Origin of the sequence: Phytopseudomonas argentinensis (assembly GCF_900113905.1) — a bacterium.
In the GTDB taxonomy this organism is placed as follows: domain Bacteria; phylum Pseudomonadota; class Gammaproteobacteria; order Pseudomonadales; family Pseudomonadaceae; genus Aquipseudomonas; species Aquipseudomonas argentinensis.
On record NZ_FORC01000001.1, the window covers coordinates 1,603,902 to 1,618,687 of the forward strand.

Annotated in this window: 13 protein-coding genes; 4 read left to right on the plus strand and 9 right to left on the minus strand. The window is 65.3% G+C overall.

Annotation, left to right across the window (positions count from 1 at the left end; translation table 11 throughout):
- Nucleotides 1–9: 9 nt before the first annotated feature.
- Both BM154_RS07350 and BM154_RS07355 read right to left on the minus strand, forming a co-directional pair.
- The gene (locus tag BM154_RS07350) at nt 10–525 is read right to left on the minus strand and encodes a DUF934 domain-containing protein (RefSeq protein ID WP_074881760.1); all 516 of its coding nucleotides are present in this window, start codon (nt 523–525) and stop codon (nt 10–12) included.
- The gene (locus tag BM154_RS07355; RefSeq protein ID WP_074881763.1) at nt 522–2,192 is read right to left on the minus strand and encodes a nitrite/sulfite reductase; all 1,671 of its coding nucleotides are present in this window, start codon (nt 2,190–2,192) and stop codon (nt 522–524) included. The genes BM154_RS07350 and BM154_RS07355 overlap by 4 nt, the downstream gene beginning before the upstream one ends.
- 284 nt (nt 2,193–2,476) lie before the next feature.
- On the opposite strand from BM154_RS07355, the gene mapR reads away from it, so the two are divergent.
- Together mapR and BM154_RS07365 are read left to right on the plus strand one after the other, a co-directional pair.
- Nucleotides 2,477–3,886: a GntR family transcriptional regulator MpaR gene (mapR, locus tag BM154_RS07360; RefSeq protein ID WP_074881764.1), complete on the plus strand. Its 1,410-nt coding sequence runs from the start codon at nt 2,477–2,479 to the stop codon at nt 3,884–3,886.
- 106 nt (nt 3,887–3,992) lie between these two features.
- A complete protein-coding gene (locus BM154_RS07365) occupies nt 3,993–5,045 on the plus strand; it encodes a DUF1176 domain-containing protein (RefSeq protein WP_074881766.1) in 1,053 nt (350 codons plus the stop codon).
- Here the strand turns inward: BM154_RS07365 and BM154_RS07370 are convergent.
- The 3 genes from BM154_RS07370 to BM154_RS07380 form a co-directional block, all read right to left on the minus strand.
- Complete coding sequence (locus tag BM154_RS07370; protein WP_074881767.1) at nt 5,006–5,674, minus strand: hypothetical protein; 669 nt, start codon at nt 5,672–5,674, stop codon at nt 5,006–5,008. The genes BM154_RS07365 and BM154_RS07370 overlap by 40 nt on opposite strands.
- Nucleotides 5,667–6,308 carry a hypothetical protein gene (locus BM154_RS07375; protein WP_074881771.1) on the minus strand — a complete coding sequence of 214 codons (642 nt, stop codon included), beginning with the start codon at nt 6,306–6,308 and terminating at the stop codon, nt 5,667–5,669. Before BM154_RS07375 ends, BM154_RS07370 begins: the two co-directional genes overlap by 8 nt.
- A gap of 125 nt (nt 6,309–6,433) precedes the next feature.
- A complete protein-coding gene (locus tag BM154_RS07380; protein ID WP_074881774.1) occupies nt 6,434–6,862 on the minus strand; it encodes a hypothetical protein in 429 nt (142 codons plus the stop codon).
- Nucleotides 6,863–7,033: 171 nt separating this feature from the next.
- On the opposite strand from BM154_RS07380, the gene BM154_RS07385 reads away from it, so the two are divergent.
- Entirely contained in the window at nt 7,034–7,981 is a 948-nt protein-coding gene (locus BM154_RS07385) for a helix-turn-helix transcriptional regulator (RefSeq protein WP_074881777.1), read from the plus strand.
- Nucleotides 7,982–8,298: 317 nt separating this feature from the next.
- Complete coding sequence (locus BM154_RS07390) at nt 8,299–9,954, plus strand: methyl-accepting chemotaxis protein (RefSeq protein WP_074881780.1); 1,656 nt, start codon at nt 8,299–8,301, stop codon at nt 9,952–9,954.
- Nucleotides 9,955–10,019: 65 nt separating this feature from the next.
- On the opposite strand, the gene BM154_RS07395 is transcribed toward BM154_RS07390, so the two are convergent.
- From BM154_RS07395 to BM154_RS07410, 4 genes are all read right to left on the minus strand, one after another.
- Nucleotides 10,020–10,793, minus strand: coding sequence for a type IV pili methyl-accepting chemotaxis transducer N-terminal domain-containing protein (locus tag BM154_RS07395; protein WP_074881783.1), 774 nt, complete (start codon nt 10,791–10,793; stop codon nt 10,020–10,022).
- Between the two features lie 370 nt (nt 10,794–11,163).
- Nucleotides 11,164–11,910 (minus strand): TerC family protein, encoded by a 747-nt coding sequence (locus tag BM154_RS07400; protein ID WP_074882437.1) that lies wholly within the window; start codon nt 11,908–11,910, stop codon nt 11,164–11,166.
- 233 nt (nt 11,911–12,143) lie between these two features.
- A complete protein-coding gene (locus BM154_RS07405) occupies nt 12,144–13,898 on the minus strand; it encodes a bifunctional protein-serine/threonine kinase/phosphatase (RefSeq protein ID WP_074881786.1) in 1,755 nt (584 codons plus the stop codon).
- A gap of 9 nt (nt 13,899–13,907) precedes the next feature.
- The gene (locus BM154_RS07410) at nt 13,908–14,720 is read right to left on the minus strand and encodes a formate/nitrite transporter family protein (protein ID WP_074881792.1); all 813 of its coding nucleotides are present in this window, start codon (nt 14,718–14,720) and stop codon (nt 13,908–13,910) included.
- Between the last annotated feature and the right edge of the window lie 66 nt (nt 14,721–14,786).

The following is a 14,786-nucleotide window of genomic DNA, read 5'->3' on the forward strand; positions in this document are numbered from 1 at the left end:
CAGTGAGAATCAGGATTGGCTGCGGCGACGGAACAGCGGGCGCGGCTCGATGACCGAGCGGCCGTACTGCACGCTCATGCCGGCCAGGCCCTTGAGGGCGTCGTGCACGGACTTGTCCTCGCGCACGGCGAAGCTGTCGAAGCCGCACTGGCGCATATGGCTGAGCTGGTCACGCAGCACATCGCCGACCGCGCGCAGCTCACCGCACCAACCCAGGCGGCTACGCAGCAGGTAGGCCTTGCTGTAGCCGCGGCCGTCGCGAAAGCTCGGGAAGTCGATGGCGATCAAGGGCAACACGGCGAGCCAGGGCTGCAGATCCATGGGGTCGTCATCCGGGCCCAGCAGCAGGCCGTCACGGCTGACGGCTGCGCCCTGCAGCACCGCCGGGGGCTGGCGTTCCAGCCAATTGGGCAGCGGTACGATCAGGCTACCCGCGCCCGCTGCTTCGGCATCGCCCGGCACACGCCAGGGATCGTCACTGACGATGCGCGGCTCGCCTTCGCGCAGGCTGATCAGGTTGTTCATGCCGGCTCCTCCACCTTGCGGTACACCCGCGCCTTGAAGGGCTCGATGCCAACGCGCTGCACGGTGTCGATGAAGCGTTCGTCGCCCTGGCGCTGCTCGTCGAATGTCTCGACCAGCCGCTCGATCACCTCGGGCACTTCGGCGGCGCTGAACGACGGGCCGATCACCTTGCCCAGCGCACTGGCCTTGCCCTGGGCGCCACCAATGGTCACCTGGTACCACTCGCTGCCGTTCTTATCGACGCCAAGGATGCCGATATTGCCGATGTGGTGATGGCCGCAGGCGTTCATGCAGCCGGAGATGTTCAGGCTGATATCGCCCAGGGCGTGCAGCGCCTCGGCATCCTCGAAACGCTGCTGGATGGCCTGGGCGACGGGGATCGACTTGGCGTTGGCCAGTGCGCAGTAATCGCCACCGGGGCAGGCGATCACGTCGGTAAGCAGGCCGATATTGGCGCTGCCCAGGCCGACGCTGACGGCCTGCTGCCAGAGTGCGTACAGGTCGGCCTTGCGTATGTCGGGCAGCACCAGGTTCTGCTCGTGGGCTACGCGAATTTCGCCGAAGCCATAGTGCTCGGCCAGCCCGGCCACGGCGTCCATCTGCGCCGAGGTCACATCACCCGGCGGCAGGCTGGCGCCTGGCTTGGTCGACAGCACCACGCTGGCGTAGCCCGGCACCTTGTGCGGCTGCACGTTGCGCGACACCCAGCGGGCGAAGCCGGCATCGCCGGCCAGGGCGGTGCCGAAATCCAGATCGGTATCCGACAGCGCCGCGTAGGCCGGCGGCGCGAACGCGGCGGCAACTCGCTGGTATTCGGCGTCGGTGAGCTCGGCGGGGCCGTCCTTGATGTGCTGCCACTCGGCCTCGACTTCCCTGGCGAAGGCCTCGATGCCCAGGGCCTTGACCAGGATCTTGATGCGCGCCTTGTACTTGTTGTCGCGCCGGCCGTGGCGGTTGTACACCCGCAGAATCGCCTCGACATAGGACAGCAGGTGCCGCCAGGGCAGGCCGTCGCGAATCACCTGGCTGAGGATCGGCGTGCGACCCAGGCCGCCACCGACCATCACCCGCGCCAGCAGCTCGCCGGCGGCATCGCGATACAGGTACAGGCCGACGTCGTGCATCGGCACCGCGGCGCGATCCTCCTCGGCGGCGCACAGGGCGATCTTGAATTTGCGCGGCAGAAACAGGAATTCCGGGTTGACCGTCGACCACTGCCGGAGGATCTCGGCCAGCGGGCGGGGATCGAGCAGCTCATCGGCCGCCACCCCGGCGAAGGCTTCGGTGGTGATATTGCGCACGCAGTTGCCCGAGGTCTGGATGGCGTGCATCTCGACTTCGGCCAGGCGCTCGAGAATGTCCGGCACCCGCTCCAGCTCGATCCAGTTGAACTGGATGTTCTGCCGGGTGGTGAAGTGGCCGTAGTCGCGGTCGTAGTCCCGCGCGATGCTGGCCAGGGTGCGCAGCTGGCGGGCCGACAGGGTGCCGTAGGGAATCGCCACGCGCAGCATGTAGGCATGCTTCTGCAGGTACAGGCCGTTCTGCAAACGCAGCGGCAGGAACTCCTCCTCGCTCAGCTCACCGCTGAGGCGCCGCTGCACCTGGTCGCGAAACTGCGCGACCCGCTCGCGCACCAGCGCATGGTCGTACTCGTCGTAGTGATACATGACAGGCCCCTTGCGCCAAACAGCGCGGCAGACAGGGCCGCCACTATGGGCAAGCGGGCAAAATCAAAACAGCCTCAGATAATTCATAAAAAACCGGATCAGATGGATCTCTGATGATCGTATTCGACGCTGTCGGCACTGACTGGATTGCTGCAAACCCCTAGCTGACAGGCGCCTCGATCTGATATGTAAAAATCATTAATTCACACACCTGATATCTTCTGTAACATCCTTGACCGTTGCATTATCACTGCAGCGCCCTATTTCTTGCGCATCGGTACACCATGAAACGCTACGAAAAACTCGCTGACGAAATCGCCGCGCTGATCCGCTCGGGCCTGCTGGCGCCCGGCGAGAAAGTGCCTTCGGTGCGTCACGCCAGCCGTACCTATGGCGTCAGCGCTTCCACCGTGTTCCAGGCCTATTACCTGCTCGAGGACCGCGGGCTGATCCAGGCCCGCGCGCGCTCCGGCTATTTCGTGCGCGAGCACGCCAAGCGACCGCTGCACGAGCCACAGCAGCGCACGGGCGCCGTGCAGGCGACCGATGTGGATGTCAGCGAACTGGTGTTCTCGGTGCTCGGCTCGTTGAAGGATCCGCACACCGTGCCATTCGGATCGGCGTTCCCCAGCCCGGACCTGTTCCCACTGCCGCGCCTGGCCCGCTCCATGGCACAGAGCGTGCGCGACATGCCGAGCCACGCGGTGATCGCCGACATGACCGAGGGCAACCCGGAGCTGCGCCGGCAAATCGCCCTGCGCTACATGCTCAGCGGCGTACGCCTGCCGCTCGAAGAACTGGTGATTACCAGTGGCGCCATGGAGGCGCTCAACCTGTGCCTGCAGTCGGTGACCGAACCGGGCGATCTGGTGGCCATCGAGAGCCCGGCCTTCTACGCCACCCTGCAGGTGCTGGAGCGCCTCAAGCTCAAGGCCGTGGAAATTCCCGTGCACCCGCGCGAAGGCATCGACCTGGACAGCCTGGCCGACAGCCTGCAGCGCCTGCCGATCAAGGCCTGCTGGTTCATGAGCAGCCTGCAGAACCCGCTCGGCGCGAGCATGAGCGACGCCAAGAAGGCGGCGCTGTACGAACTGCTGCAGCGCCATCAGGTGCCGCTGATCGAGGACGACGTGTACGCCGAACTGCATTACGGCGCCCAGCCGCCAAAGCCGGTAAAGAGCTCTGACCGCGAAGGCCTGGTGATGCACTGCGGCTCGTTCTCCAAATGCCTGGCACCCGGATACCGGGTCGGCTGGGTGGCCGGGGGGCGCTATGCCCAGCGCATTGCCTGGCTCAAGCTGATGACCACCATCTCACCCTCGGTGCCCGCCCAGGCGGCGCTGGCCGACTACCTGCAGCACGGTGGTTACGACCGCCACTTGCGCAAGCTGCGTCACCAATTGGAAAGCCAGCAGGGCTCGATGCTCGCCTCCGCCGCACGGCACTTCCCGGCGGACACCCGGGTGACGCGGCCCAGTGGCGGCTACTTTCTGTGGTTCGAGTTTTCCGAGCGCGTCGACGCCCTGCAGCTGTTTCGCCTCGCGCTGGCCCAGGGCATCAGCCTGGCGCCGGGGCCGATCTTCTCGGCCACTCGCGGCTTCGGCCATTGCGCGCGGCTCAATCACGGCCACCCGTGGAACGCCGGGAACGAACAGGCGATGGCAACCCTGGGGCGGATCATCGCCTCGTTCTGAATCGGCAACTGTGAGACACGCACGGACTGTTGTGGGCAGCGACCGACGGATAGGCAGCGCCGGGCAAAGCTGTCCTAATAGCGGTTTTCAGCTCGCAGGTTCAACCATGATCCGTCGCTCCCTCGCCCTGCTCGTTGCCCTGGCCGCCGGCGGCGCCAACGCCGCCGAACAGGTGCCGCTGTACAGCAACCTCAAGGACTGGCTGGTGGCCTGCGATAACACCCGCCAGTGCACGGCGATATCCACGGCAGCCGAGAGCGAGGCCGAAGCCACCCCGATCTGGAGCTTGCGTATCACCCGCGAGGCCGGCCCCGACGGCCTCCTGCATGTCGGGGTATTCAGCTACAACGAGGCCCGCGGTCAGCCGCTGCTCGATGGCAAGCCGCTGCAGGTCAAGCTGCAGCCCGGCCAGTTGACCGAGGGCTCGGTGCCGGAAATGTACAGCATCGCCGGTGCCGACGCCGAAGCGCTGATCGCCGAGCTGCGCAACGGCCAACGCCTGCTGCTACCTACCGAGGAAGGCGAGGCGGTGACCTCGCTCAGCGGCATGAGCGCCGCCCTGCTGCTGATGGATTCGGTGCAGGGCCGCCTGGGCACCACCACGGCCCTGCTGCGCAAGGGCAACAACCCGGCGAGCAGCGTGCCGCCCGCCCTGGCCGCACCGCCGGCGCCAACTTGGCAAGCACCCAAGCCACTGAGCGAGGCCGACAGCAAGCGTGTGCTGGAGGCGGTGCGCGAGGCGACGCGCAGCGACTGGGAAAAGGACATGGTCGAGGCTGGCCTGCCCGAGGGCCAGGCCTTCGCGCTCAGCGACCGCGAGGCGCTGGTCATCCTCAAGACCGAATGCGGCGCCTACAACTGCGCTTACAGCCTGTACCAGGCACCCCTCGACCAGCCGCAGCAGGCGCGCAAGGCGAGCATTCCTGAAATCCCCGTCTTCGAGGATCTGCCACCCCATGGCAGCGTCGAGTTCGACCCGGCCAGCGGTGACCTGAGCAGCTTCACCCTGGCCATGGGCATGGGCGGCTGCGGCTTTACCCAGCGCTGGCGCTACGACGGCAAGGGCTTCGCGCCGATCCACGCCAGCATGCTGGGCACCTGCATCGGCCTGGATTCAGCTTACTGGCCGGTGCTGTGGCGCACCGCCGAGAAGCGCTGAACCGCCGGGAACAGCGTGCCCAGGGTACGACGCGCCTGGGCCGCCTGCAGGTACTCATCGAGCAGGCCGGCCAGCTCGTCGATGCCCAGGCGGCGGCCGTCGAGCATCGGGTTGAACAACCACAACCGCAGGCGCATGCCAGCGGCCACCGGGCGCGCATCCGGCGCGGCCAGCGACTTGAAGCACGGCGGCGTCAGCCCCGGCACGCGCTGCCCGGCCATCACCGAAAACACCAGCGCCATGCTCAGCTGATGCTGCTCGATCTCGAAGGCGTCGAAGCACTCCCAAGGCGTGGCCTCGCGGGCGTTGGCGAACTGCACGCTGTCGGCGCTCAGCACCATCACGCAACGACCGTTGCGGCGGCTGAGGGCTTCGGCACAGGCAAGCAGCAGCAGACCCGCCGCCAGCAGCAAGGCGCCGGGCACCCAGCACAGCCAGTGCGCCGCGCGCATATGGATCAGGCTCGGCAGGCTGACCAGCCAACCGCCGACGAACAGCAGCACCGCGGCCCCAAGGGCGCTGAATAGCGCTTGCCCGGAAGCCCGCTCGTGGATTTCGTAACGCTGCTGCGGGCCGTCGGCGTGAGCCTGCAAGTCGCTCAGCAGCGCCTCGCGGCTGGCATCATCCATGTTGTTTCAGGGCATCGAGCTGCTGCTGGGCCAGGGCAGCTTGCACGTAGGCGGTCAGCAGTGCGGCCAGGTCATCGATATCGAGCTTGCTGCCACCGCTGGCCACGCCGGCGGAGTTGATCCGCACATGGGGCTGAGGCTTTTTCAGCACCATCGCCTGGTTACCGAACAGCACCGATACCGGGCGATGGGTCGGCAGTGAGGCGGTTTCGCTCAGGGTCAGTTTCTGCAGGGTTACCAGGCCTTCGTCCTTGACGAAGACGTCGACCACCTCGGTCAGGTCGATGGGCCCGCTGAGTGCGGTGTGATGCAGCTCGCGGCGGGTCAGGCGCATGAACACCTCGCGGCCGGCGTTGCGGTGCTGCCAGGTAAGCAACAGGAAGAACAGCGTCAGGAAGCCACCGCAAATCATCAGGCCGGTCTTGCCGAAACTGAAGCCGCCCCACAGGATGCCCAGCGCGCCGAGGATCAGCACCGGACCGAGTACCCAGTAGCGCTTGGTGTTGGTGAACTCCATCTGCTCCGGCACCCGTTCGATGACCTGGGTGAGTTCGGCGACCACGGCGTCACGCTGGGCGCCATGCGGATACACGACGCCGTCATCGGAGAAGCGCGGTGACAGGGGTTGATTCATCGAAAAAATCCTCGCATAGAATGATGCGCGGATTATCCGGCCCGTCAGACAGGCTGGGCAGCACGGCGGCTGGCAGTCACAACAATCAGCCGCCCGCTCAAAACTCTGCCGCCTGCGCCAACGCCTTATCGAGCCTGCAGGTAGTCGGTGAGAAAGGCCTGGGCGTTGCCCTGCTCCGAGAGGCCGTTGTCATACCCGACCATCAACGGCTTCGCCTCACCCGGCAGGTACAGCTCACCCCAACCGTTGCGAACCAGCAGCACCACGAACTTCTTGCCATCGACCTGGGTGCTGTAACGCGTGTCCTCGGCATTCTTTTCCACATCCATACGCTGGATGCGCATGTCCCAGTCGTGGTCCACACCCTCGACCTGCACCAGGGCCCGGTTCTCGCTACGTGCGCCGATGCGCAAGGTCCACACCTTCACGCCCTGCTCGCCGGAGAACGCCACCACCTTGGGCGCTACCTCCGGACGTTCCTCGGCCTGTACAAAACCGCTGGCAAGCGCCAGCAGCATGGCCAGCAACGCGGTACTTCTCGCGAAAATCATCATGCATTCTGCTCCCGTTGAAATCAGCCATTGAAATCAACGCAGCACGCCATGCCTAGCAGCACAGCCGCAGCCCACAACAATAACGCGGCCAATCACAACGACTGACGGTCGAAGGTCGATAGCGATAAAATGTCAAAGTGTGTCACCCGTACTCAAAGGATGCCTGTCCCGATGCAACGCTGGACCCCCTACCTGGACACGCAATTCTGCTTCGACCACCCGTCGGCCCTGGCCAAGGCGGGCGTATTCGACGCCAGCACGCCGCGGGTGATGGGCAGCGCCATCGGTCATTACCGCGCCCGCACGGTGCGCCCGCACCTGCAGTATTTCGACTGCGACCTGCAGTTTCCCGAGCCCCTGCGCATCCACAAGGTGCTGCCCGGCAGCCTGTGCATCGTCCAGGTGCTCGACGGCGAGTGGCAACACCGGGTCGATGGCCATCTGCACCGTTACACGCCAGGCACCCCTCACCTCCTGGGCGTCAGCGAGTGTATGGAAGCCATCGACCAGTTGCCGGCCGGCAGCCACGCACGCATGGCTGGCTTGCGCATCGCCGGTGACTACCTGCACGAACTCGCCGAAGAAGACCCCGACCTGCAACCGCTGCTCGGCCTGCTCGACAACGGCATCCGCTTTACCGAAGTGCAACGTTGCAAGGCCCTGAGCGGCTTGCTGCAGCGTCTTTATCAGTCGCCCTACCACGGCGCCATGGAACGCCTGCATCAGGAAAGCCTGAGCCTGGCCGTGCTGGTGGAACTGGCGGCGCACTTCAAGGGGCGCGCATCGGCGCTACCACAACCGGTGCGCGGGCAGCGCGACCTGGCCTTCGAGGCGCGCCGCCTGCTCGATGCCAATCTGGAACAGCCGCCCGGCAGCCAGGCACTGGCGCTGCAGCTGGGCGTCGGCGAGACCACCCTGCGCCGTGCGTTCAGCCAGGTGTTCGGGCAATCCATGCTGCAGTACGTGCGCCAGCAGCGCATGGAACTGGCTCGCACCCTGCTGCGCCAGCGCAAATGGCAGGTGGCGCAGATCGCCTATCGCCTGGGCTACACCAGCCCGGCCAACTTCAGCCACGCCTACCGGGCATACTTCGGTCACCCGCCAGGCGCGGAGCGCTAGCAGAGAAAACTTCTGCCCCGTCGGCCACCGCCACAGTGACCTGTACCGAGGGCACAGGGCCCTGGAATCAGGCGGGCGCAAGGCGCAACATCGACAATCTGTTCTAGACTCGATTGCGTGGCAACCGCTCGAACCTCGGGCGGCACGGCGCATGAAACGAGCCTGGGACGCCTGCGCAGCAAGCAGCACTGTTGCCCGGAGCGCCGCTGTTTAACAAAAGCGGATATGCCCACGCCGGGTCTCGCGCCCGCCGCGTCGACCGCGCTTTGTGCGTGCACCTGAACAACAAGTCGTCCAACCGCTCAGCAGGTGTCCCTATGTCGTCCTCAGCTATTCGCGTTTCCACCCGCAATCTGCTTTATGCCAGCTACGTCTGCCTGCTGGCGCTGATGCTGCTGATCGCCGGCGTCGCGCTGTACAACCTCGCGGCAGCCGACCGCGAGTTTTCGGCCTACATCGGCGGCGTGGAGGCACGCGCGCGCCTGGCCAGCAAGCTCAGCGAGGCGGTAAAGGATCGCGCCATCGAGCTGCGCAACCTGGCGCTCAATACCGCGCCGGCGGAGCGCGAGACGAAGCGTGCCGCCGTCGAAGCGCGCGAGAAGGGCGTGGCCGATAGCCTGGAGGCCCTGCATCAGGCCATCTCCTCCCATCAGGATGTATTGCCCAAGGGCCGCGAGATCCTGGCGCACATCGAAGAGGTAGAGGGGCGCTATCGCCCGGTAGCCCATACCATTGCCGAGCACCTGTTCAAGGGCGAGGACGCCGAGGCGCTGCGCATGGTCAGTGAGCAATGCACGCCCTTGCTAAGGGAGTTGACCGGCGTAATCGATCAATACCTGGCCCACACCACCGAGGAGGCCGACCAACACGTCATCGCCAACGAGGCGCACTCTCAGAAGCAACGCAGCATCCTGCTGGTCATCACCGTAGTGAGCTTCATCCTCGCCGCCGTGCTCGGCCACTTGATCAGCCGGCACCTGCTGCGTTCACTCGGCGCCGAACCCAACGACCTCAACCAGATCGCCCAACGCGTGGCAGAGGGCGATCTGCGTGCCATGGAAAAGGCGCTAGGCAGCGCGGAAAACAGCGTGCTCTCGGCGCTGCAGCGCATGCAGTTGAATCTGCGCGAGGTCACCCAGGGCATCGACAGCTCCTCGCGCACGGTTGCCCACTCCAGCCAGGAGCTGAGCGAGTCGAGCCTGCGCAATGCCGAGAGCGTCGCCAATGCGCAGCGTGAGGTGGAGCATATCGTTACCGCGGTGCACGAAATGGCAGCGACGGTTCAGGACGTCGCGCGTAGCGCGGAGTCCGCCGCCCAGGCCGCCAGCGAAGCCGATGAGGCAGCGCTGCAGAGCCAGCAGAAGGCAGGCCAGGCGGTGAACCTGATCGGCGAACTGGCCAGGGTGATCGACAATTCAAGTGAGGCCATGGCGCGGCTAAAGACTGAAAGCAGCAACATCGGCAGCGTGCTGGACGTCATCAAGTCGGTGGCGGACCAGACCAACCTGCTGGCACTCAACGCGGCCATCGAAGCCGCCCGTGCCGGCGAGGCGGGCCGGGGTTTCGCCGTGGTCGCCGACGAAGTGCGCAGCCTGGCGCGGCGTACCCAGGAGGCGACCGCCGAGATCGAGGCGCTGATTGCCAGCTTGCAGGCGATTGCCGATGAGACGGCCAGGTACATGGAGCGCTGCCAGAGCTCCAGCGCCCAGTCGGTTTCCGGGGTATCCGAAGCGGGTGAAGCGGTGGCGCGGATCGTCGCCATGATCGAGCGCATCAACGGCATGAACCAGCAGATCGCCACGGCAGCCGAGCAGCAGAGCGCGGTTGCCGAGGAGATCAGCCGCGGCGTGGTGTCCATGCGCGACAGCACCGAACAATCTGCAGCAGCCTTCCAGCACGCCCAGCAGGAAAGCGAAAGCCTGGCTCGAACCAGCGAAGCACTCAGGCAGAACATCTCTCGCTTCCGCCTTTGAGCCGCCCCGGCGCGGCCTGCACTGGCCGCTGATGGCGCCAGGGCAGGCAGTGGCTCAGTCGTCGGTTACAGCTTGTCGCCCTTCAGGCCGGCATACAGGCGGGTCATTTCGTTGAGCTGGCGGAACATCGATTCGGCATTCACCGCGACGATGGTCGGCACGAACTCCTTGGAGGCGAAGGCCTTGGTCGCGAACTGCCAGCGCGCGTCGGTCTTGCGCAGCGCGGTGGCGATTTCGTCGTTGGGCGCACCAGCGGCCTGCAGCTCCTTCATGATGTGATCGAACTCCTGCACCGAGGCCTGGAAGTCGGTATCCAGGTTCGGCGCCTGCACGCCCCAGGCGCGGGCCATGTAGAACATCGCGGTGCGCTGGGTGAGCACGCGGTTCCAGCCGCTGCGGTTGATCGAGTGGGACGCTGCATCGCCGTTATGCTTTTCGAACAGGTCGGTGACGTGCTGGGTCTGCTTGACCAGCTCTTCGGCCTTGGCCAGCACGGCCGGGGCCTGGGCCTTGTCGGGCTTGGCGGTGACCAGGGCGCGATAGGCCGTCCAGATCACTTCGACCTGGGCCAGGCCGGCCTGCACTTCGCTGTTGGTCGGGTGGGCCTTGAGCTTGGCATGGTGGTCTTCGAACAGCGCAACGCTGGTGGCCAGCTGCTTGCTGGCCTCGTCGACCTTCACGTCGGAGCCGATCATCATGTAGTCCTTGGCCATGATCTGCCCCAGGCTGCGCTGCAGGCCGGCCATGTTCATGGCCTCCAGCGGCGCCATTTCCGCCCAGCTGGCGAGGCTTACAAGGCCCAGGCCCAGCAACAGGGCCTGCATGCAACGTTTGATCAACTCATACTCCTCACGCGCCATGGCGCTATCGGCTGGAAAAAGGGGCAAATCGGGCTACCCTGGCTGCCGAATTTTCGACGCCAACTATGAGACGGATTCTAATCCATGCGCCCGTGCTTGACCTGTCACGGCCTATCAATCGCTGGCCAGGTGGTCGGGCAGATTGGAGATTGGTGACGAGGGTCACACTTGTCGGCCATCAGCGCAGCGCCATGGAAACACTGGCCACGCACCAGGCAAGCCGGCCAAAAGATAGCACAGCGCCATTAATCTGTGGTTACCCTAGTTGGCGGAGCGTCCGCCGCCAAGGCGAAGGCGAAAAGCTTCCGCGCCTGTGCAAAGGCGCGGAAGCTGGGTTTCAGAACAGTGACTAGCCTCGGACGCTGACCTTGCGCTTGGCCCGACGGGACAGCATGTTCAAGCCTTCGATGAGCGCGGAGAAGGCCATCGCCGCATACAGGTAGCCCTTCGGCACGTGGGCACCGAAGCCTTCGGCGATCAGCGTCATGCCGATCATGATCAGGAAGCCCAGCGCCAGCATCACCACGGTCGGGTTGGCAGCGATGAAGCGCGCCAGCGGATCGGCCGCCAGCAGCATCACGGTGACGGCCGCGACCACGGCAACGACCATGATCGGTACATGGGGAGTCATGCCCACCGCGGTGATGATGCTGTCCACCGAGAACACCAGGTCGAGCAGCAGGATCTGCACGATTACCGCGCCAAATCCGACAGTTGCGGCGCGGCCGACGAACATGTCGCCTTCTGGCTCGGGATCGACGGCGTGGTGGATTTCCTTGGTGGCTTTCCAGAGCAGGAACAGGCCACCGGCGATGAGGATGATGTCCTTCCAGGAAAACCCCTGGCCGAACAGTTCGATCACCGGATCGACCAGCTTGACGATCCACGCCACGGTGCCCAGCAAGGCCAGGCGCAGGACCAGCGCCGCGCCAATACCGAGGCGGCGCGCCTTGGTACGTTGGTGCTCGGGCAGCTTGTTGGTGAGGATGGAAATGAAGATCAGGTTGTCGATGCCCAGCACCACTTCCATGACCACCAGGGTGGCCAGCGCAATCCAGGCAGCGGGGTCACTCGTCAATTGCAGGATATAGTCCACGATCACGCACTTTATGGCTGAAGAGAACGCGCATTCTGGGCCTTTGCCAGAACGGCGAATATGACAATTTGCGACAAATCATTTCGACTCGGTTACATCTTCCAGGAGCCCGAAAATCGAGTGCTGCGTCCTATTCTTCAGCGCACTTTCACCGATCATCGCTGCGGAACCAATGGCCTTCACTCGCGATCCATTGCGATCCTCCCGCGCTTACCTGGCAGCCGCCGCCACGCTCACTGGCGCGCCAGCAACAGCACCAGCATCAGCGCCAGGAGCAGGCAACTGAGCTGCCAGAACAGCAGCGGGTTGCGCTCCAGCAGGGGCAACGGCCGGCGGCCCAGCAGCGCCGCCCCGGGATGGCGCAGAGCGTGGGCGAACTCGTCCGGGTCTTCATGGCGTTTGCGCGGATCCGGGTGGCAGGCCTTGCGCAGCACATCGTCGAGCCACAGCGGCAACTCGCGCCCCTGAGCAAGCGGTCTATAAGGCAATCGCGCCTGGGCCGCCCGGGTTCTCGCCCGCGCCATGCCGGCGCCGTAAGGCAGGCGCCCGCTGAGCAGCTGGTAGGTGATAACCGCCAGGGAGAACACCTCCGAGCGCACCGTGCCGGGCTCGCCGAGCCAGTATTCCGGGGCACTGTATTGCGCGGTGCCAAGTATCGGGCCGTCCACCTGGCGGCCATCGATCTCCTGCAGGCCGGCCACCCGGGTGGCGCCAAAGTCGATGATCTTCACGGTGCCGCTGGAGTCGATCATCAGGTTGGCCGGGCGCAGGTCCTGGTGCAGCATTTCCAGGCGATGAAAAGCGCGCAAGCCGCGGGCGATCTGCTCGACGACGCGTCGCACGGTCTCAAGCTCCAGGCGCGGATGGTCGATCATCCATTGCGCCAGGGTCTGGCCCTCGATGAATTCGCAGACGGCATACAGGAAGTTGCGCTTGCGGGTCGGCGCGCAGGCCTTGAGCACATGGGGGCTGTCGATACGCCGGGCGATCCACTCCTCCATGAGAAAGCGCTCTAGATAGGCGGCGTCGTGCTGCAGGTCCTGGGAAGGGGTCTTGAGCACCACTGTGGCGCCGCTGTCTTCGTCGCTGGCCAGATACACGTGGCTGCGCGCGCTGACGTGCAGCGGGCGGAGGATGCGGTAGCCGTCGAACAGCATGCGCGCCTCCAGGACCGGCGGGCACGGCAGCTCGCCGAGCTTGTGCTGCAAGTCATCGACCTCGGCGCGCGGCAGGCTGTCAATGCGCACCAGTTGCAGGGTCAGGTTGTCGTCACTGCCATTGGCCAGGGCCCGGTCGAGGATGTGCCGGGCGGCCACTTGCAGCTCGTCCGAGTGCTCGGCGATGCAGTCGACCATCACGCGCGCATCGACGAATTCATAGACGCCGTCGGTGGCCAGCAGAAACAGGTCGCCGCGCTCCAGCGCCAGGGCCTGATAATCGACTTCCAGCTGCGGGCCGGTGCCCAGGGCGCGGCTCAGGTAGCTCTTGCCCTCGCCGACCCAGACGCGGTGATCACGGGTCAGCGGCTCCAGGGCGCCGTCGCGCAGGCGATAGATACGGGTGTCACCGACGTGGAACAGGTGCGCGGTAGTGGACTTGAGCACCAGCGCGCTGAAGGTACACACGTAGCCGCGGTCCATGTCGTAGCGATGCTGGCCGCGCCGCGTCTGCGCGTGCAGCCAGGCGTTGGTGGCGCTGAGCACACGGGTCACCGAGGTCTTCACCGACCAGGCTTCGCTGGTGCTGAAGTAATCGGAGAGCAAGGCCGCCACCGCCGTTTCGCTGGCGATATGGCTGACGTCGCTGCTGCTGATGCCGTCCGCCAGGGCGATGGCGATGCCCTTGCTGCCCAGTTGTGGCTCAAGGGGCACGCACAGGCCATGAAAGTCCTGGTTACGCGGCTTGCGGCCCTTGTCCGAACACTGGCCGACGCTGACCTGCAACTGGCTCTTGGTGCCCTGCCACAGGCTCTCGGCGCTGGCGGCCATCGCCGGCACTCAGTTGTAGGTGCGCTTGGGCGCGGTCTTCACGTGGGTGGTGTACAGCGTCAGGCCGGTGAAGGCCAGACCACCCACCAGGTTACCCAGCGCGGTAGGAATCTCGTTCCAGATCATGTAGTCCATCACCGAGAAATCGCCGCCCAGGATGATGCCCGAGGGGAACAGGAACATGTTCACCACCGAGTGCTCGAAGCCCATGAAGAAGAACAGCATTATGGGCATCCACATGGCGATGGTCTTGCCGCTGACGGTAGTGGAGATCATCGCGCCGACCACGCCCATCGACACCATCCAGTTGCACAGGACGCCGCGCAGAAAGATGGTCGCCCAGCCCGCCGCACCGTACTCGGCATAGCCCAGGGTGCGGTCTTCGCCGATGTGCGAGATCTTCTCGCCGATCAGCCCGGGGTCCTTGGAGAAGCCGTAGGTGAACACGAAGGCCATCATGAAGGCCACGGTCAGGGCGCCGGCGAAGTTGCCGAGAAACACCAGCCCCCAGTTGCGCAGGATGCCGCCGACGGTGACGCCCGGGCGGCGGTCGAGCAGCGCCAGCGGGGTGAGCATGAATACCCCGGTGAGCAGGTCGAAGCCCATCAGGTAGAGCATCACGAAACCGACCGGGAACAGCACCGCGCCGAGCAGCGGCGAGCCGGTGCCGACGCTCACGGCAATCGCGAACACCGCGGCCAGGGACAGGATGGCGCCGGCCATAAAGGCGCGGATCAGGGTATCGCGGGTCGACATGAAGATCTTCGACTCGCCGGCATCCACCATCTTGGTGACGAATTCGGCGGGAACCAGGTAGGACATGGAGAGGCTCTCTTTTTCAGGTGAGGCAAACAGGGGTGAGGTCGCGCGACGGCCGAGGCGCCTGCC